A 17,015-nucleotide genomic window follows, 5' to 3' on the forward strand; every position below is an offset into this window, starting at 1 on the left:
CCCATCGTGGGGCGATCGACGTCCCACGAGAGGTGGCACCGGTGGCCGACGACCGCCCCGGGCAGGAGCGCCCCGCCGACGAGCCGACCGTCGCCGGCGGATCGCGTCGGGAGCCCGGGCCCGAGGGTCCCGACGACGGGTCGGCGACGACCGCCGAGACCGACACCCGGGCCGGGACCCCCACCGCGGTGGACCCGGCTCCCGCTCCCGCCCGTCCCCGCCGGCGGCCGGGCCGGGCCGGCCTGATCGTCGCGGCCGTCGTCGCGGCGCTCGTGCTCGCGGGTGGCGGGTTCGCGACCGGCTACGCCGTCGGCGACTCCGGCGGTGGCCGCCCGGGCATCGCCGGCGACCGGCACGGTGACCGCGACCGGGACGGCCACGGCGAGCGCCGACGGGGTCCGGACGGCGACCGCGCCGACGGGGAGCCCGGTCGGCACGGCGACCGACAGGTCCGGCCCGGGGCGCCGGCCGTGCCCGGTCAGCCCGGTCAGCCCGCGGTCCCCGCTCAGCCCGCGGTCCCCGGTCAGCCCGCCGCTCCGACGCAGCCCGGCGCGGTGCCACCCGGCGCCGCCGGCGTCACGGGCGCATGACCGCCGTCGCCGCCCGGCCGGGGCGACACGCGACCCGCCGGGTCAGCGCCCCCGCCGTCGTGGACCGGCGCGTCCGGACCGCGGCCGAGGCCGCCCTGTGCGCGGCGCTGGTGCTGGTCACGTTCTGGTGGGCCACCGGCGGTGGGGTCACCGACCTCGGCGGGTGGGCCTCCGGGCTCACCTCGCTGGGCCGGCTCACCGGGCTGCTGGCCTCGGTGCTGCTGCTGGTGCAGGTCCTGCTCATGGCCCGCGTGCCGCTGCTGGAGCGGGCGTTCGGGCAGGACCGGCTCGCGACGACCCACCGGCTCGTCGGGTTCACCTCGTTCACCGGCATGCTCGCCCACATCGGGCTGGTCACCTGGGGCTACGCGGCCGGGGACCTGATCGCGACCCCGGGTGAACTGTGGAACCTCACCGTCTCCTACCCGGGCATGCTGCTCGCCGCCGCCGGGACGGTGTGCCTGGTCATGGTGGTCCTCACCAGCGTGAAGGCGGCGCGGGCCGCGCTGCGCTACGAGTCGTGGCACCTGCTGCACCTCTACGCCTACCTCGGCGTCGGACTCGCCCTCCCCCACCAGCTCTGGACCGGCCAGGACCTCGGCGCCTCCCCCGCCCGCACCGTGTTCTGGTGGACGCTGTGGGCGCTCACCGCGGCCGCGGTCCTGGTCTACCGGGTCGGCCTGCCGCTGCGACGCAGCCTGCGCCACCGCCTCGTGGTCACCTCCGTCGTCGACGAGGGCGACGGCTGCTCCTCGGTCCACCTCGCCGGACGCCACCTCGAGGACCTGCAGGTGCGCGCCGGGCAGTTCCTCACCTGGCGCTTCCTCTCCGGCGCCGGCTGGACCCGGGCGCACCCCTACTCCCTCTCCGCGGCCCCCGACGGCCGCAGCCTGCGGATCACCGTCAAGAACCTCGGCGACGGCAGCGGACAGGTCGCCGGCCTGCACCCCGGCACCCGGGCGCTGGTCGAGGGCCCCTACGGCCGCCTGACCGACCGGGCCCGCACCGCGACGAAGGTGGCCCTGATCGGCGCCGGGGTCGGGATCACCCCGGTGCGCGCGCTCGCCGAGGAACTCACCGGCGACGTCGTCGTCCTGCACCGCTTCACCGGCAGCGCCGTCTTCGCCCGCGAGTTCGCCGTCCTGGCCGCCGAACGCGGCTTCGGCCTGATTCCGCTGCCCGGCCCCCGCCGGGCGCACGACTCGTGGCTCGGAGCGGGCGTCGGCCCGGTCGACGACCTCGCCGCGCTGCGCGCCCGCGTCCCCGACATCGCCGAGCGCGAGACCTACGTCTGCGGACCCGAGCCCTGGACCCGGCTCGTCGTCGCAACCCTCCGCGCAGCCGGCGTCCCCGGCGACCGCGTCCACACCGAGACCTTCGGATGGTGAGCGTGCCTCCCCTGCGCTTCGACCGCGGCGCCCGCCGGATCGCCCTGTGGGGCCTGACCACGATCAGCACGGTCGCCCTGCTCTTCTCCTACAAGACCTCCACCTCGTCCTCCACCGCCGCCGAGACCGTCGCCCCGGCGACCGGCACCACGACCACGGCCGCCACCCCCTCGAGGACCTCGACGAGCACCTACACCGGCACCGTGACCGGCACCGCCGCCGACACCCGCTGGGGCCCGGTCCAGGTCCGCGTCACCGTGGCGAGCGGGAAGATCACCGCCGTCGACGTCGTGGAGGAGCCCGACGGCAACGGCCGCGACCGGGAGATCAACGCGGACGCGGTCCCGACGTTGGTCAGCGAGACGCTGCAGGCCCAGAGCACCCGGATCGACATGGTGAGCGGGGCGACCTACACCTCCGAGGGCTACGTGACGTCCCTCCAGAGCGCCCTCGACCAGGCGGGCCTCGCATGACCGTCGCGCCGCCGGTCACCCGCCGGGTGGAGCACGTGATGGGCCTGCCGATCAGCCTCGCCCTGCGCGGCCGGCAGGCCGACGGACCGGCCGCCGACACGGCGTGGGCGGCCGTCCTCGCCTCCCTCCGCGATGCCGACCAGGTGTTCAGCACCTACCGGGCCGACTCCGTCGTCCGCCGCATCAACCTCGGCGAGCTCGCCCTCGGCGACGCCCGCACCGGCGCGGCGCCCGCCGGCATCGCCGGTGTCACCGTCCTGGCCGCCTCCCTCACCGACGCCGACGTCGACGCCACCGCCGCCTACGCCCTCGGGCCCGACGCCCTCACCTGGTTGCGACGACGGGTCGGGCGGACCGGTCTCGTCGTGTGGGCGGACGGCACCGCCGAGCCGTTCTCGGCGGCTCTGGGACGATCCACGGCATGACCACCGTGACGACGGCGGGTCTCACCGCCGCCGAGGCCGCACGGCGGGCACGCGAGGGCCGGGCGAACACGCCGGTCCGCGGCTCGAGCCGGACCACCGCCACGATCCTGCGCACCACCGTCTTCTCCTTCTACAACAACATCCTGTTCGTCATCGGCATCGCGCTCCTGGCGCTCGGCCGGTACTCGGACGCCCTGGTCAGCGTGGGGCTCGGCATCATCAACGCCGCCCTCGCGGCGGTGCAGGAACTCCGGGCCCGGCGGGCGCTCGACCGGCTGCAGCTGCTCGCCCGGGAGCCGGTCACGGTGCTGCGCGACGGGGTGGAGACCGAGGTGTCCCCGGCCGACGTCGTGGAGGGCGACCTGCTCCGGGTGCGCGGGGGCAACCAGGTGGTGGTGGACGGACCGGTGGTCGAGGGGGCCGTCGAGGCCGACGAGTCGCTCCTGACCGGTGAGTCCGACCCGGTGCCGAAGCCGGTGGGCGCGACGCTGCTCTCCGGGAGCGTGATCGCCTCGGGCGAGGGGCGGCAACGGGCGGAGGCGGTCGGCGCCGCGAGCCACGCCGGTCGGCTGACCCTCGCCGCGCGGGCCGACACCACCGACGTCACGCCGCTGCAGTGGCGCATCGACCTCGTCGTCCGGCTGGTCATCCTGCTCGTGCTGCTGATGAGCGGCGCGATCCTCGCCCAGGCCCTGCTCGACGGCTCGACGGTGCTGCGCTTCGTCCAGACTTCCGCGGTGCTCTCCGGGCTCGTGCCCTACGGGCTGTTCTTCCTCATCGCGGTCGCCTACTCCGTGGGCGGTGCCCGCATCGCGGGGCAGGGCGCCCTGGTGCAGCAGACCAACGCGGTGGAGGCCATCAGCCGCGTCGACGTCGTCTGCACCGACAAGACCGGCACCCTGACCAGCGGGGACCTCGGGCTCGTCGAGGTCGTGGAGATCAGCGACTCCCCGGTGCGCGAGCTCCTCGGCACCCTGGCCCGCTCGGGGCGCAGCACCAACGCGACGACGGCGGCCCTCGTCGACCTCCCCGGACGGCAGGTGGTTCCCGATGACGAGGTCGAGTTCCGCTCCGCGCGGCGCTGGAGCGGTCTCGAGCTGCCGCGCGCCGCCGCTCCCGAGCGGTCCGCGCGCCGCACGCTGGTCCTCGGCGCGCCCTCGGTGGTGCTCGAGCGGCTCGCCGACGACACGGTGACCGTCGACCTGGTCGCGCGGGAGTCCCGGGCCCGGGCCGAGCGCGGGTTCCGGGTGCTGGTGCTCGCCTCGTCGTCGGGACCGTTGCGGGACGGCGACGGGCGTCCGTCACTGCCCAGGCTGCGCGCCGAGGCCCTCGTGGTGCTGGGCGACGAGCTGCGGCCCGGGGTGGCGGACACCCTCGCGGGCCTGGCCGCGGAGGGTGTCGCGGTCAAGGTGATCTCCGGGGACGACCCCGTCACCGTGGCCGCCCTGGCCCGACGTGCAGGGCTGGTCGGGGCCGCGCTGTACGGAGCCGAGCTGGCGGCCCTGCCGGCCGACGCCGTCGACGAGGCCGTCGACGCGACCACCGTGTTCGGACGGATCGCGCCGGAGCAGAAGGAGCACATCGTCGCGGCACTGCGCCGCCGCGGCCACCACGTGGCGATGGTCGGCGACGGCGTCAACGACGCCCGCGCGCTCAAACGGGCCCACGTCGGCGTCGCGATGCGCTCGGGCAGCGCCGTGACCCGCGACGTCGCCGACATCGTGCTGCTCGGCGACTCCTTCGCCACCCTGCCGCCCGCCCGGACCGAGGGTCGTCGGATCGTCGCCGGGGTCGGATCGTCGATGTACCTGTTCCTCGCCCGCGTCGTGACGCAGATGCTGGTGATCCTCACGGTGACGCTGCTCGGGCTGGGCTTCCCGTACACGCCGACCCAGGTCGGGCTCACGCTGTTCACGGTCGGGCTGCCGACGTTCTTCCTCACGATGTGGGCCCGCCCGGCGCCCCCGGCCGAGGACCTCCTGGTCTCCCTCGCCCGGTTCGTGCTGCCGGTCGGCATCCTGACCGCGGGGTTCGCCACCGCCGTCTACGCCTCCCTGTACCGCCTCGTCTCGGACGGGCTGTCGGGCGGCGGGGACCCCGGGGTCGAGATGTGGGAGCGGTACACCGGGCTCGCCCGTACCGCCCCGGACTTCGTCACGTCCTCGGCCACGCTCGGCGCGCAGAGCGGGCTGTCGGTGTTCGTCTCGACGACGGCGATCGTGCTGATCCTGCTCCTGGAGCCGCCGCATCGAATCTTCACGGCGTGGCGGCCGGTGTCCGACGACCGGCGCCCGACCTGGCTCGCCCTCGCCCTGTTCGTGGCCTTCGCCGTGGTGCTCGTGGTGCCGGCGACCCGCTCGTACTTCGGCCTGACCGCGCCCGATCCGCCGGTGCTCTACGCCGGCGGGATCGCGCTGGTCGGATGGTTCGTGGTGCTCACCGTCGCCCTGCGCTACCGCCTGCTCGAGCGGGCGATCGGCCTGACGCCGCCGAGCGGTGAGCGCGCCGGCACCAGGACCCACCACGGGAGCGGCGGTGCGCCCGCTGCCGGATGATGGACGAGGCGTCGTCGCTCACGACGAAGCGCTCCATGAGGAGGATGCCCTCGACCTGTCCGATCAGGTCCCGGCTCTCCAGCGCGATCCCGAGCTGGGCGGCATCGGGACGGGATCAGGAGCTGTGATCGACGGGCAGGTTGGGCCGCGGCCGGGTCGGGGATCACCGCTCATCGGGACCGACAGCGGGGAGAGCGTTCGTGGGCGAGCGGGTGTGTCTGATCACCGGGGCCAGCCGAGGGATCGGAGCGGCGACGGCGCGCGAACTCGGGATCCGCGGTTTCCGGGTGGTGGTCAACCACCGGGACAGTGCGACCGCGGCCGAAGCCGTCGCCCACGACGTGCGGGCGGCCGGCGGGGACGCCCTGGTGGTGCAGGCCGACGTGACCGACCCGGGCGACGTGAACCGGCTCGTCGACACAGCGGTCGGCCACTGGGGGCGACTCGACGTGCTGGTGCACAACGCCATGGCCCCGTTTCCCGTCACCTCGTTCGCCGACCTGGACTGGGAGCAGCTCTCGGCGAAACTCGACCAGGAGATGCACGCGGCCTACCTGCTCACCAAGGCCGTGCTGCCCGGGATGACCGACCGCGGCCACGGACGGCTGGTCTATCTCTCGACCGGGCTGTCCCGGCGCCCCCGCGACGGCATGATCGCCCTCGGCGTCGCCAAGGCCGCCCTGGACTCCTTCGTGCGCTACGTCGCCGCCGAGGTGGCCCCCGACGGCATCACCGCCAACGTCGTCGCCCCCTCCACCGTCGAGGACACCGCGGTGGGCGACGGGCTCCCCGACGAACTCAGGACCCAGCTCGCGGCCGCGACCCCGATGCGTCGGCTCGCCCGCCCCGAGGACGTCGCCCGCACCGTCGCCCACTTCGCCGGCGATGACGCCGCGTTCACCACCGGCAGCTGGGCGCCGGTCAACGGCGGCTCGATCATGCCGTGACCAGGACCCCCCCCCCGAGACCAGGAGCACCGTGCACACTCTCGACCTCACCTATGTCGGCCACGGCCTGCACGAGGAACTCGTCGCCCACGTCGCCGACCAGGAAGGCTTCGCAGAGCAGGAGGGCGTGCACCTCGCGCTCCGCGACGGGGTGAGCTGGGACGACCAGCGCCTGCGCCGCGGCGCCACCATCGGCCTGGGGCGTTCGGTGTTCGCCCGGCTCACCGACGGCGTCGAATGGACCGCCCTGTCGGTGAGCACCCACCGACCCCTGTTCTGGTTCGTCGGCGGCCCGCAGGTCCGCGCGATGGAGGAGCTGCGAGGGCGACGGCTGCTGGTCCACGCCCCGCACACCGCGCCGGGATGCTTCGCCCGCATCGTCCTGCGCCGCCACGGCCTCGACCCCGACCGCGACGTCGAGTGCGTGGTCCGCCCACCCGGGGACTACGCCATGGACCTCCGGCGCCTGCGCACCGGCGAGGTCGACGCCGCCTACCTCGGCAGCACCCTCGACCCCGCCCAGGTCGCCGCCGAGGAAGGGTTCCACGAACTCGCCTGGGTCGGCGACCACCTGGCCGTCCCCACCGTCGGACTCGCCGTCGACCCCGCCGCCATCCCCCTCGACGACCCCGCGGTCACCGCCGCCGTCCGGGCCCAACGGCGGGCCCTGGCCCTGCTCGCCGACGACCCGGACACCACCCTGGCCTACCTCCAGCGGTTCCTGGGCCGCGCCACCCCCGACGAGGTCCGCCGCTACCACGCCCGCTTCGTCGCGCCCTGGTTCACCACCGACGGGCAGGTCGACCTCGCCCTGGCCGACGAGGGCCTCGCCGCCGTCGCCGCCGAACTCGGCGTCACCCACGTCCCGAGCGCCGCCGACATCTACCGCACCGACCTCGTCCCACGCTGACCGGCGCTCGCGCCCGACGTCAGCTCTCCTGGAGCACGTCCGGCGCCTCGTCGTGCGTCAGGCGATCGCGCCCTGGTCCTGCGAGGACTCGGGCAGGATCACGCCGTCCTCGAGGACGTTGGCGCCGGGCACCTCCTGGAGGAAGACGGCCATGTCCTTCTTCGCGACGCCGGTGATCTCCGACCAGGCGTCGGCGATCCCGTGCAGCAGCTGACCGCGGACGGCCGCGGACCGGCCGTCGCGGATGATCCCGACCATCCGGGGCCCGGTGACCTCCTCCCCCGCCACGAAGATGCTCCCCGGCGGGACCTCGACGAAGGAGCAGTGCACGTAGGCGCTCGGGGCGCCGGTCACCTCGGAGTGCACCTTCGTCACGGCGGCCGCGACCTCGGCCCTGTGCTGCAGCGTCGGGTCACCGGTCGGCACGGTGAACTGGTAGAAGGGCACGTCGGCCTCCCGCTCGTCGGTCACAGGCGATCTGAGTCCGACCGTAGGACGGAGCTCGTCGACCCCGCAAGGTGCAGGGACTCGAAAAGGGCCCTAGCCTGCGCGGGTGCGACACGACGAACTGGGTGACGTCTACTGCTCGGTGGCGCGCACGTGGTCGGTCATCGGTGAGCGCTGGACGATGATGATCCTGCGGGAGTGCTTCCGCGGCGAGCGGCGCTACGAGCACTTCCGCACCAAGCTCGGCCTCGGCGCCAACGTGCTCAACGACCGCCTCCGGGTGCTCACGGCCGAGGGGGTGCTCGAGCGGGTGCCCTACCAGGACCGGCCGGTGCGCCACGAGTACCGACTCACGCCCAAGGGCGCCGACCTCTACCCCGTCCTGGTGGCGTTGATGAACTGGGGCGACACCTACGAGAACGACGTTCCCCCGGTGCGCCTCGTCCACCGCGGGTGCGGGCACCGCGCCGAGCCGCGCACGACCTGCACCCACTGCGGGGAGCAGATCGCATGGCGGGAGATGACCGCCGAGGTGGCGCCCACCGCCTGGTAGTCGCCGTCGCCCGGCGGCGCCGGCACGCGCGGGCCGTCCGGGACGGCGGTCAGGTGCGGGTCACGTCGTGGTCGGGAGGGACGACGACGAGGCAGCCCCCGTCATGGACGGGTCAGTGGACTCCCGCGCCGACCTCACGGGGCGCGTTCTTCCGGTCGAGGCCGTTCTCGACCGCACCCCAGGCCAGGACCGCCGCCACCGGGGCGAGGATGAGCGCCGTGCCTCGCAGGACGGGACCGAGTGCTCGCAGGGCCAGACCGAGAACCATCGGGACGCTCCTTCGTGTCGCGGGGATCGTGAAGATACCGCCGCCGCGACCGGTCCACGAGATGGACGCGGCCGCTCGGAACCCCTGGCCCGCCGTCTCCCGGTCGGGACGGAACGGCGCCGGGGGCGCCATCCCGGCCGTACCCCGGGCATCGCGACGATCCAGGCCGCCGATTCCCGCGACGATTCCCACGACCCTCGAGCGCGACGACCGCGGACCGACCTGCTCTGCGTCCGTACGACGAGTGCGCCGAAAACGTTGACAGGAGACACGGCGGCTGCCGGGGCCACCATGTCCTCCGGTTCCGGACCCCGCACGACGCGGACCGGGCGATTCCGCGATCCGATTCTCAGACCTGGGCGTAACCGCCGTCGACGGCGAGCTCGGCGCCGTTGACGTAGCTGGACGCGTCCGAGGCGAGGAACACCGCCGCGGCCGCGATCTCCGGGGGTTCGGCGAGCCGTCCGAGCGGGATCGACGCCTCGCTCGCCGCCAGGTCGTCCGCGGGGACGAGGTCGATCAGGCCCTGGGTGCGGGTCGCGCCGGGCGAGAGCATGTTGATGCGGTAGCGGCGCTGCCCGGCACCGTGGGCGAATCCGCGCACGAGATTGCGGACGGCGGCCTTGGTCGCCCCGTACACGGGCAGGAACGGCTCGGGACGCGAGGCCGCCGTCGAGCCCGTGAGGATGATCGACGCCCCGGGCGAGAGCAACGGCAGCGCCTTCTGCACGGTGAACAGCGAGCCCTTGACGTTCACGGTGAACATCGCGTCGAACTGCTCCTCGGTGATCTCCCCCAACGGCGCCACGATCCCGATCCCCGCGTTGGCGACCAGCACGTCGATCCGCCCCGCCTGCTCGGAGACCGTCGCGTAGAGCGCGTCGAGGTCCTCGAGCCGGGCCACGTCGCACCGGACCCCGGTCACCCCGGGGCCGAGCTCGGCCTCGACCTCGTCGAGCTGCTCCTGACGACGACCCGCGACGAACACCCGGGCGCCCTCCGCGCGGTAGGCCCGCGCGATCGCCCGTCCGATGCCCGCGTTCCCGCCGGTCACCACCGCGACCTTGCCCTCGAGGACCGTCATGGCCACCCCTTCGTTCTTGACTGGTCGGTCCATATCATCCGATGTGGACCGTCCGGTCAAGAATTCCGGCAGTGCGACGCGGCACAGGTCCCCGACCGGCTCACGGAGGAGGGAGCAGTCCCCGGAGCAGGGCCTCCGCCGTCGTGGACAGGGCGGTCGGGTCCTGCCCGATCCGCCCGAGGACCAGCAGGCCGAGCTGGCCCGCGAGCACCGCGTGGGCGCCCACGTCGGGGTCGACGTGGGCGGCGACGTCGCCCTCGCGCTGCGCCAGCCGGATCGCGTCCGCGAGCAGCGCCGTCGTCGCCCCGTAGCTGCGCCGGGCCTCGGCAGCGGCCTCCGGGACGCTCGTCGACAGCTCGGCCGCGGTGTTGGCGAGCAGACAGCCCCGCCGGGCCTGGACCCCGTCGGGGTCGTCCGACGGGCCGAGGACGAAGCCGCGGATCACCTCCACGGCGCGGTCGGCCTGCTCGAGGCGAGCCCGCAGCATCCGGTCGTTGGCCTCGTCGTAGTCGCGCAGCACCCGCAGGAACAGGCTCTTCTTGTCCCCGAAGGCCCCGTACAGGCTCCCCTTGCCCAGGCCGCTGGCCGCCAGGAGATCCTCCAGCGAGGTCCCGGCGTACCCGTTGTCCCAGAACGCGGCCTGCACGGACGACAGGACGCGCTCCTCGTCGAACTGACGTGGCCGAGGCACGGGCCGACGCTACCCGTTCTGGACCGACCGGTCCACGACCTGGTGGCGGCTGCTGCCCGGCGTCAGCGAGGCGCCTCCCGACCGCCCGACCACGCGAGGATCGCGGCGTCGTCGTCCTCGGCGACGGCGACCTTGGCCGTCCGGCCCGCGAGAGAGGCCGTGAGGTCGCGCAGCGCCTCGGGGCTCTCGACCACGAAGGGACGGTCCATCGCGACCAGGGTGCCCACCACCCACTCGAGGCGGTCGGCCCGGAGGAACACCCGCAGCCACCCCGTCCTGCCGACCGCGTCGACGGGCGTCGCCGACGCCATCGTCTCCGGCAGCCACCACCGCACGTGAGCCGGCTCGGCGTGCACGCGCAGCGCGACCTCGTGGAGCTGCGGCGCCGGGGCGAAGGGACCGAGGACGTGCTGGACGGGATCGGTACCACGCGGCACCGAGACCCTGCCCTCGAGCGTCCGCACCGCGTCGATGCGGTCGAGGCGGAAGGTGCGGACCGCCTGCCGGGTGGTGTCGAAGCCGCTGAGGTAGAGCCGACCCCGGTGCGCGACGATGCCGTACGGCTCGACGCGGCGCTGCGTCGGTGCCGCGCGCCGCGCGGTGTACCCGAAGCTGACCGGGCGCTGGTCGCGGGCGGCCTCCGCCAGGGCGAGCAGCACGGCCCCACTCGCCGACCCACCCTGCTCCTCCTGCCCGTCGCGCGCCGACACCGCGGTGAAGCTGACGGTGTCGAGGACCGCGTCGATGCGCCGCGCGAGTCCCGTCGGCAGGACCCGCCGCACCTTCGCCGAGGCGCTCCGCACGGCGAGGGCCGAGGTCGGGCCGACCCCGTCGCGTCGGTCGGCCAGCAGGGCCCACGCGACGGCCAGCGCCTCCTCGTCGGTGAGCATGAGCGGGGGCAGCCGGGAGTGCCGACTGAGCCGGTAGCCGCCGTAGCGTCCGCGCACCGTCTCCACCGGGACGTCGAGCTCGCGCAGGTGCTCCACGTACCGGCGCGCGGTCCGCTCGTCGACGGCGAGCCGGCGGGCGACCTCGGCGACGGTGTGGGTGCCGCCGGCCTGGAGGAGTTCGAGCAGCGCCAGGACCCGACCGGCCGGTCTCACCATGCCGCGATGATCGCACTTCTCCCGGGCGAGTTCTGACCGGTATCCGGCCTAGCGTGCTCGCCGTGACCGACCACGACACCGTCCGCACCACCACCGTCCAGCTCGCCTCCGTCCGCCTCCTCACCGAGGACGTCGGCGGTCTCGTCCGCTTCTACGAGGCCGTCACCGGCGTCACCGCCCGCTGGCTGACCGACGACTTCGCCGAGATGGTCACGCCGTCGGCCACCTTCGCGGTCAGCCACGTCGACCGGGTGGCCTTCGTCGGGGGGACCCCGCCGCGGGCCGCCGCCAACGACAGCGCGATCACCGAGTTCCTGGTCGACGACGTCGACCTCCTCTTCCAGCAGCTGCGCGCCGAGCTCGGCGACGCGCTGCAGGTCGTGCAGCCCCCGACGCTGATGCCGTGGGGGAACCGGTCGGTGCTGCTCCGCGACCCCGACGGCTCCCTGATCAACCTCTACACCCCGGTCACCGAGCAGGGACTGGACCTCCAGCGCCACCGGCAACCGCAGGTGCTCCCCGGCTGACACCACCCGCGCCGTCATTCGCCGGCGCACAGCTCGAGCCGACGTCGGGCACCCTTCTCGACCCGTCGTTTCTAAGTTACGTTCAACTTCGCCGAGGAGGTGGACGTGACGCCCTACACCGACGAGCACGACCAGCTGCGCGCCTCGGTGCGCGGGCTGGTGCGCACCGACCGCTCCCGCGCACGCGAGAACACCGGTCACGACGTGACCCTCTGGCGTCGGATGTGCGACGAGCTCGGCGTGGCCGGCCTCGCGATCCCCGAGGTACAGGGCGGTGCGGGGTTCGGCGTCGTCGAGCTCGCCGTCGTCGCCGAGGAGGTCGGACGGGCGAACCTCCCCTCCCCCTTCCTGACGACGGCCGTGGCCGGGCTCGCGCTCGCGGCCGCCGGCGAGGACGTCGGGGCGATCGCCCGTGGCGAGCGGCTGGCGACGGTCTCCTTCTCCCCCGACGGGCGCCACGTCCCCGACGGCGACGTCGCGGACGTGCTCGTCCTCGTCGACGTGACCGGCGCGTCCGTCGAGGTCGTCGAGCTCGGCGGCGTCCCCCGGACAGCGCTCACGACGATGGACCTCACCCGCGGGCAGGCCCACCTCGATCTGCGGGGAGCGCCCCGACGGGAGATCGACGTGCCCGCGCACCGGGTCGCCGCGCTCGCCGCCACGCTCCTGGCCTGCGAGCAGATCGGCGGGGCGGAGCGCGTGCTCGAGACGTCCACCGCGTACGCCTCGCAGCGGGTGCAGTTCGGCCGCCCCGTCGGGTCGTTCCAGGCGGTGAAGCACCTGCTGGCCGACATGCTCGTCGACCTCGAACTCGCCCGTTCCGCCCAGCAGCACGCGGTCGCGCTCGCCGCCGACACCGGCACGTCGGCGCCCGTGCTCGACGCCGCGTCCCGCACGGCCCGGGCCGCCTGCTCCCGCGCGTTCACCCGCATCAGCTCCGACGGGATCCGGGTGCACGGCGGGATCGGCTACACCTGGGAGCACGACGCCCACCTCTACTTCCGCCGCGCCCGCGCGTCCGCGGTCCTGTTCACCCCGGGCGACGACGCCGACCGGCTCGCCGCGTACGCCGGACTCGCGTCGTGACGGAGACCCTCGCGGACTTCCGTCGCCGCGTCGCCGATTTCCTCGCGCACCACGGCTGCCCGGCGGGCGCGGCCCCGAGCCGGTCCCGTCGGCCCGCCGACCACGTCGCCGCCGCCCGCGTGCACCAGCGCGCGCTCGCCGACGCCGGACTCGCGGGGATCACCTGGCCGGTCGAGGTGGGTGGGCTCGGCCTCGGGCCCGAGTACCGGCAGGCCTTCGCGGAGGAGAGCGCCGGCTTCGAGACGTTCTCCGCGGTCTTCACGATCGGCCTCGGCATGTGCGGGCCGGTCCTGCTCGCCCTCGGTACCGCCGACCAGCGATCCCGGTACCTGCCGCCACTGCTGCGTGCCGACGAGGTCTGGTGCCAGCTGTTCTCCGAGCCGGGCGCCGGCTCCGACCTCGCCGGGCTCACGACGACGGCCGTTCCCGACGACGACGGGGGCTGGCGGATCCGCGGCCAGAAGGTCTGGACGACCTACGCCCACCACAGCGACCGCGCCCTGCTCCTCGCCCGCACCGACCCCGGGAAGGCCAAACACCGCGGCATCACGATGTTCGTGCTCGACATGACCGCACCCGGCGTCACCGTCCGCCCGCTGCGGCAGGCCACCGGGGACGCCGAGTTCAACGAGGTGTTCCTCGACGACGTCCGGGTCGGGCCCGACGACGTCGTCGGCGCCGTCGACGAGGGCTGGCGCGCCGCCACGCTGATGCTGATGAACGAGCGGGTGGCGCTCGCCGACAACCCGATCGGCTCCCCGGTCACCCTCGACGCCGTCGTCGCCCTGGCGAACCGGACCGGCCGGACGACCGATCCCGTCGTCCGGAAGGCCGTGGCCGACGCCTACGTCGCGCAGCAGCAGGCGGAGCTCTTCGCCCGCCGGATCGCGGGCGAGGTCCGGGTCGGGCGCGACCCCGGGGCGCTCGCCTCGATCGGCAAGCTCGCCGCCGGACGGCTGGCCACGCAGGTGTCGGCCCTCGCCCTGGAGGTCGCGGGGCCCGACGCCGTCGCCTGGGACCCGGCCGATCCCGACGGCGGGCTGTGGGCCTACGGCGAGCTCTACGCGCCGTCGCTCTCGATCGCGGGCGGCACCGAGCAGATCCAGCGCACCGTGCTCGGGGAGCGGGTGCTCGGGCTCCCCCGCGAACCACAGGCCGACCGTGACGTCCCGTTCCGCGAGCTGCGCCGCGGTTGAGGAGCCGATGATGACCCTCACGACCTCCTACCGCCCGGCCGACCCGACCCCGCCCCTGTGGGAGGACACGGTCGGCGCGCTGCTGGTCCGGCGCGCGGCCGAGCATCCCGACCGGCTCGCGCTCATCGGCACCCGGCACGGAGACGGCGCCGCGGTCCGGCTGACCTACGCCGCACTGCTCGACGAGGCCCGCCGGGTCGCGACCGCGCTGGCGCGGCTCGTCGGGCCCGGGCAGCCGGTCGCGCTGTGGGCGCCGAACGTCGTCGAGTGGCCGGTCATCGAGTACGGGGCCGCGCTCGCGGGCGTCGTCCTGGTCGCGCTGAACCCCGTGCTGCGACTGCCCGAACTGGAGTACGCGATCGGGCACTCGCGCGCCACGGTGCTGCTGCACGCCGACCGCAGCCGCGACCACGACATGGCGGCCGTCGCGGGGAAGCTCGCCGACGTGACCGCGATCAGCCTGGCCGACACCGCCCGGTGGCGCGCCGACGTCGCCGACGAGGCGGTGATCGCCGCCGAGCCGACCGACCCGTCCGCGCCGGTCATGCTGCAGTACACCTCGGGCACCACCGGCAGCCCGAAGGGCGTGCTGCTGCGCCACCGCTCGCTGGTCAACGTCGCGCAGCTGACGATGGAGGTGACCGCGGCCGCCCCCGGCGCGGTGTGCGTGAACCCGCTGCCGATGTTCCACACCGCCTCGTGCGTGATCGGCACCCTCGGCCCGCTGTGTCTGGGCGGCACCGAGGTGCTCGTCGAGCAGTTCGCCCCGGACCCGGTGCTCGAACTCCTGCGCCGCGAGGAGGCGTCGGTGCTGTTCTACGTGCCGGCCGTGCTCGGGGCGCTCCTCGAGGCCCAACGCAGCGCCGAGCGTCCGGCACCGCGGCTGCGCACCGTGATGGGCGGCGCCGCGACCGTCTCCCCCACGATGATCCAGGCCGCCGAGGACGTCTTCGGCGCGTCGGTGATCAACCTGTTCGGACAGACCGAGCTCGCGCCGGTCCTCACCGCCACCCGGCCGGACGACTCCCGCGACGACCAGCTCACGACCGTCGGCCGTCCGCTGCCGCACGTCGAGGTGAAGGTCGTCGACCCCGTCGACGGGGAGGTCGTGCCGCTCGGCGAACCGGGCGAGATCTGCGCCCGCGGCTACCAGCAGATGCTCTGCTACCTCCACGACCCGGACGCCACGGCGGCGGCGATCGACGCCGACGGCTGGCTGCACACCGGCGACCTCGGCGCGCTCGACGACCGCGGCCACCTCCGCCTCACCGGCCGGCTCAAGGAGCTGATCATCCGCAAGGGCGAGAACATCGCCCCGCCGGAGATCGAGAACGCGCTCGTCGCCCACGCCGCGGTGGCCGGAGCCGCGGTCGTCGGACTCCCCGACGACGAGGCCGGGGAGATCGTCGCCGCCGTCGTGCAGGTGCGCGGCGACGCCGGGCCCGGACTGCGCGACGAGCTCGTCGCGCACTGCCGCGAGCGGCTCTCCCCGCACAAGACGCCGAGCCGCTGGTTCGTGGTCGACGCGTTCCCGCTGACCCCGACCCAGAAGGTGCAGAAGTTCCGCCTGGCCGACGCGGCCGCCGGCGGGGAGCTGCGCGAGCTCGCCTGACCCGGCGTCAGGCCGACTGGACCGCCGCCCCCGACCCGAGCAGCGCGTCGACGTCGACCCCTGCCGCGGCGAGCACCTCCCGGGAGTGCGCCCCCGGCGCCGGGGACGGAGCGGGCCCGGCGACCGGGTGGCCCGAGAACCGTGGCGCAGGGCCGGGCTGGAGGCGCCCCTCGTGCTCGACCACGCTGCCGCGGGCCGCCACCTGCGGGTGCGCGGCGGCCTCGGTCAGCCCGAGGACGGGGGCGACGCAGGCGTCGGTGCCGGCGAAGACGGCGGCCCACTCGTCGCGGGTGCGGCCGGCGAAGGCCGCGGCGATCGTGGCGCGGAGTTCCGGCCAGTGCTCCCGGTCGTGCTGGCGGTCCGGGTCCTCGTCGACGCCCAGGAGACGGAGGAACTCGGCGTAGAACTTCGGTTCGAGCGCCCCGACGGCCATGTGACCGCCGTCCGCCGTCGTGTAGACCGCGTAGTAGGGCGTGCCGCCGTCGAGCATGTTCGCGCCTCGACGGTCGGTCCAGCGGCCGGAGCCGAGCATGGCGTGGATCGCGGCGAGCAGGTGCGAGGCGCCGTCGAGGATCGCGGCGTCGACCACCTGCCCGCGCCCGGTGCGTGCCGCCTCGGTGAGCGCGGCGAGGATGCCGATCACGAGGTAGGTGGAGCCGCCGCCGAAGTCGCCGACCAGGTTGAGGGGCGGGACCGGCGGGCCGTCCGCGGGTCCGATCGCGTGCAGCGCGCCGGTGAGGGCGAGGTAGCCGATGTCGTGGCCGGCGGTGTGGGCCCAGGGCCCGTCCTGGCCCCACCCGGTCATGCGCCCGTAGACCAGCCGTGGGTTGCGGGCCCACACGTCGTCGGGGCCGACCCCCAGGCGCTCGGTGACGCCGGGCCGGTTGCCCTCGATGAGCACGTCCGCGGTCGCGGTGAGCGCGAGCAGTGCCTCGATGGCCTCGGGGCGCTTCAGGTCGAGCACGACCGACCGCTTCCCGCGGTTCAGGACGTCGGCCGTGGGCGGGGCCGGGGCGAGGCCGGCTCCGGTCGGGCGGTCGACGCGGATCACGTCGGCCCCGAGGTCGGCGAGCAGCATCGCCGCGAACGGACCCGGACCGATCCCGGCCAGCTCGATCACCGTCACGCCGTCGAGCGGGCCCGAGTTTCTCATGCAG

18 protein-coding genes are annotated in these 17,015 nt (G+C 74.7%); 12 read left to right on the top strand and 6 right to left on the bottom strand.

The window, feature by feature from the left end:
- Window positions 1-41 precede the first annotated feature (41 nt).
- From QSK00_RS26025 to QSK00_RS26055, 7 genes are all read left to right on the top strand, one after another.
- Window positions 42-590, top strand: a complete 549-nt coding sequence (locus QSK00_RS26025; RefSeq protein ID WP_285595646.1) for a hypothetical protein — start codon at window positions 42-44, stop codon at window positions 588-590.
- Entirely contained in the window at window positions 587-1,978 is a 1,392-nt protein-coding gene (locus tag QSK00_RS26030; protein WP_285595647.1) for a ferredoxin reductase family protein, read from the top strand. The genes QSK00_RS26025 and QSK00_RS26030 overlap by 4 nt, the downstream gene beginning before the upstream one ends.
- A complete protein-coding gene (locus QSK00_RS26035; RefSeq protein ID WP_285595649.1) occupies window positions 1,972-2,451 on the top strand; it encodes an FMN-binding protein in 480 nt (159 codons plus the stop codon). Before QSK00_RS26030 ends, QSK00_RS26035 begins: the two co-directional genes overlap by 7 nt.
- Complete coding sequence (locus tag QSK00_RS26040; protein ID WP_285595651.1) at window positions 2,448-2,876, top strand: hypothetical protein; 429 nt, start codon at window positions 2,448-2,450, stop codon at window positions 2,874-2,876. The genes QSK00_RS26035 and QSK00_RS26040 overlap by 4 nt, the downstream gene beginning before the upstream one ends.
- Window positions 2,873-5,431 (top strand): HAD-IC family P-type ATPase, encoded by a 2,559-nt coding sequence (locus tag QSK00_RS26045; RefSeq protein WP_285595653.1) that lies wholly within the window; start codon window positions 2,873-2,875, stop codon window positions 5,429-5,431. The genes QSK00_RS26040 and QSK00_RS26045 overlap by 4 nt, the downstream gene beginning before the upstream one ends.
- 200 nt (window positions 5,432-5,631) lie before the next feature.
- Window positions 5,632-6,378 carry an SDR family NAD(P)-dependent oxidoreductase gene (locus QSK00_RS26050; RefSeq protein WP_285595655.1) on the top strand — a complete coding sequence of 249 codons (747 nt, stop codon included), beginning with the start codon at window positions 5,632-5,634 and terminating at the stop codon, window positions 6,376-6,378.
- A 31-nt stretch (window positions 6,379-6,409) separates the two neighbouring features.
- Window positions 6,410-7,288, top strand: a complete 879-nt coding sequence (locus tag QSK00_RS26055; RefSeq protein WP_285595657.1) for an ABC transporter substrate-binding protein — start codon at window positions 6,410-6,412, stop codon at window positions 7,286-7,288.
- A gap of 57 nt (window positions 7,289-7,345) precedes the next feature.
- Here the strand turns inward: QSK00_RS26055 and QSK00_RS26060 are convergent, their stop codons facing one another.
- Window positions 7,346-7,759 (bottom strand): tautomerase family protein, encoded by a 414-nt coding sequence (locus tag QSK00_RS26060; RefSeq protein ID WP_285595659.1) that lies wholly within the window; start codon window positions 7,757-7,759, stop codon window positions 7,346-7,348.
- 82 nt (window positions 7,760-7,841) lie between these two features.
- On the opposite strand from QSK00_RS26060, the gene QSK00_RS26065 reads away from it, so the two are divergent.
- Window positions 7,842-8,288: a winged helix-turn-helix transcriptional regulator gene (locus QSK00_RS26065; protein ID WP_285595661.1), complete on the top strand. Its 447-nt coding sequence runs from the start codon at window positions 7,842-7,844 to the stop codon at window positions 8,286-8,288.
- A gap of 112 nt (window positions 8,289-8,400) precedes the next feature.
- Here QSK00_RS26065 and QSK00_RS26070 read toward each other — a convergent pair whose 3' ends face one another.
- From QSK00_RS26070 to QSK00_RS26085, 4 genes are all read right to left on the bottom strand, one after another.
- Window positions 8,401-8,556: a hypothetical protein gene (locus QSK00_RS26070; protein ID WP_285595663.1), complete on the bottom strand. Its 156-nt coding sequence runs from the start codon at window positions 8,554-8,556 to the stop codon at window positions 8,401-8,403.
- 349 nt (window positions 8,557-8,905) lie between these two features.
- Complete coding sequence (locus QSK00_RS26075) at window positions 8,906-9,640, bottom strand: SDR family NAD(P)-dependent oxidoreductase (protein ID WP_285595665.1); 735 nt, start codon at window positions 9,638-9,640, stop codon at window positions 8,906-8,908.
- A gap of 100 nt (window positions 9,641-9,740) precedes the next feature.
- Window positions 9,741-10,331 carry a TetR/AcrR family transcriptional regulator gene (locus QSK00_RS26080; RefSeq protein ID WP_285595667.1) on the bottom strand — a complete coding sequence of 197 codons (591 nt, stop codon included), beginning with the start codon at window positions 10,329-10,331 and terminating at the stop codon, window positions 9,741-9,743.
- A 62-nt stretch (window positions 10,332-10,393) separates the two neighbouring features.
- The gene (locus tag QSK00_RS26085; protein ID WP_285595669.1) at window positions 10,394-11,437 is read right to left on the bottom strand and encodes a helix-turn-helix transcriptional regulator; all 1,044 of its coding nucleotides are present in this window, start codon (window positions 11,435-11,437) and stop codon (window positions 10,394-10,396) included.
- 62 nt (window positions 11,438-11,499) lie between these two features.
- Here QSK00_RS26085 and QSK00_RS26090 point away from each other — a divergent pair, with 62 nt between their 5' ends.
- From QSK00_RS26090 to QSK00_RS26105, 4 genes are all read left to right on the top strand, one after another.
- A complete protein-coding gene (locus QSK00_RS26090) occupies window positions 11,500-11,964 on the top strand; it encodes a VOC family protein (RefSeq protein ID WP_285595671.1) in 465 nt (154 codons plus the stop codon).
- Between the two features lie 105 nt (window positions 11,965-12,069).
- Window positions 12,070-13,050, top strand: coding sequence for an acyl-CoA dehydrogenase family protein (locus tag QSK00_RS26095; RefSeq protein ID WP_285595672.1), 981 nt, complete (start codon window positions 12,070-12,072; stop codon window positions 13,048-13,050).
- Window positions 13,047-14,246 (top strand): acyl-CoA dehydrogenase family protein, encoded by a 1,200-nt coding sequence (locus QSK00_RS26100; RefSeq protein ID WP_285595674.1) that lies wholly within the window; start codon window positions 13,047-13,049, stop codon window positions 14,244-14,246. Before QSK00_RS26095 ends, QSK00_RS26100 begins: the two co-directional genes overlap by 4 nt.
- 10 nt (window positions 14,247-14,256) lie before the next feature.
- On the top strand, window positions 14,257-15,858 hold the full coding sequence (locus tag QSK00_RS26105) for a class I adenylate-forming enzyme family protein (protein WP_285595676.1): 1,602 nt from the start codon (window positions 14,257-14,259) through the stop codon (window positions 15,856-15,858).
- 7 nt (window positions 15,859-15,865) lie between these two features.
- On the opposite strand, the gene QSK00_RS26110 is transcribed toward QSK00_RS26105, so the two are convergent.
- Window positions 15,866-17,011, bottom strand: a complete 1,146-nt coding sequence (locus tag QSK00_RS26110; RefSeq protein WP_285595678.1) for a CaiB/BaiF CoA transferase family protein — start codon at window positions 17,009-17,011, stop codon at window positions 15,866-15,868.
- Between the last annotated feature and the right edge of the window lie 4 nt (window positions 17,012-17,015).

It is taken from the genome of Actinomycetospora sp. NBRC 106378, from assembly GCF_030269685.1.
GTDB lineage: Bacteria > Actinomycetota > Actinomycetes > Mycobacteriales > Pseudonocardiaceae > Actinomycetospora.

Bases quoted from the DNA above. Each gene is read 5' to 3' on its own strand.
- QSK00_RS26105 (WP_285595676.1), top strand. From the start codon at position 14,257: ATGACCCTCACGACCTCCTACCGCCCGGCCGACCCGACCCCGCCCCTG.
- QSK00_RS26035 (WP_285595649.1), top strand. From the start codon at position 1,972: ATGGTGAGCGTGCCTCCCCTGCGCTTCGACCGCGGCGCCCGCCGGATC.
- QSK00_RS26030 (WP_285595647.1), top strand. From the start codon at position 587: ATGACCGCCGTCGCCGCCCGGCCGGGGCGACACGCGACCCGCCGGGTC.
- QSK00_RS26070 (WP_285595663.1), bottom strand. From the start codon at position 8,556: ATGGTTCTCGGTCTGGCCCTGCGAGCACTCGGTCCCGTCCTGCGAGGC.
- QSK00_RS26085 (WP_285595669.1), bottom strand. From the start codon at position 11,437: ATGGTGAGACCGGCCGGTCGGGTCCTGGCGCTGCTCGAACTCCTCCAG.
- QSK00_RS26045 (WP_285595653.1), top strand. From the start codon at position 2,873: ATGACCACCGTGACGACGGCGGGTCTCACCGCCGCCGAGGCCGCACGG.
- QSK00_RS26075 (WP_285595665.1), bottom strand. From the start codon at position 9,640: ATGACGGTCCTCGAGGGCAAGGTCGCGGTGGTGACCGGCGGGAACGCG.
- QSK00_RS26110 (WP_285595678.1), bottom strand. From the start codon at position 17,011: ATGAGAAACTCGGGCCCGCTCGACGGCGTGACGGTGATCGAGCTGGCC.
- QSK00_RS26040 (WP_285595651.1), top strand. From the start codon at position 2,448: ATGACCGTCGCGCCGCCGGTCACCCGCCGGGTGGAGCACGTGATGGGC.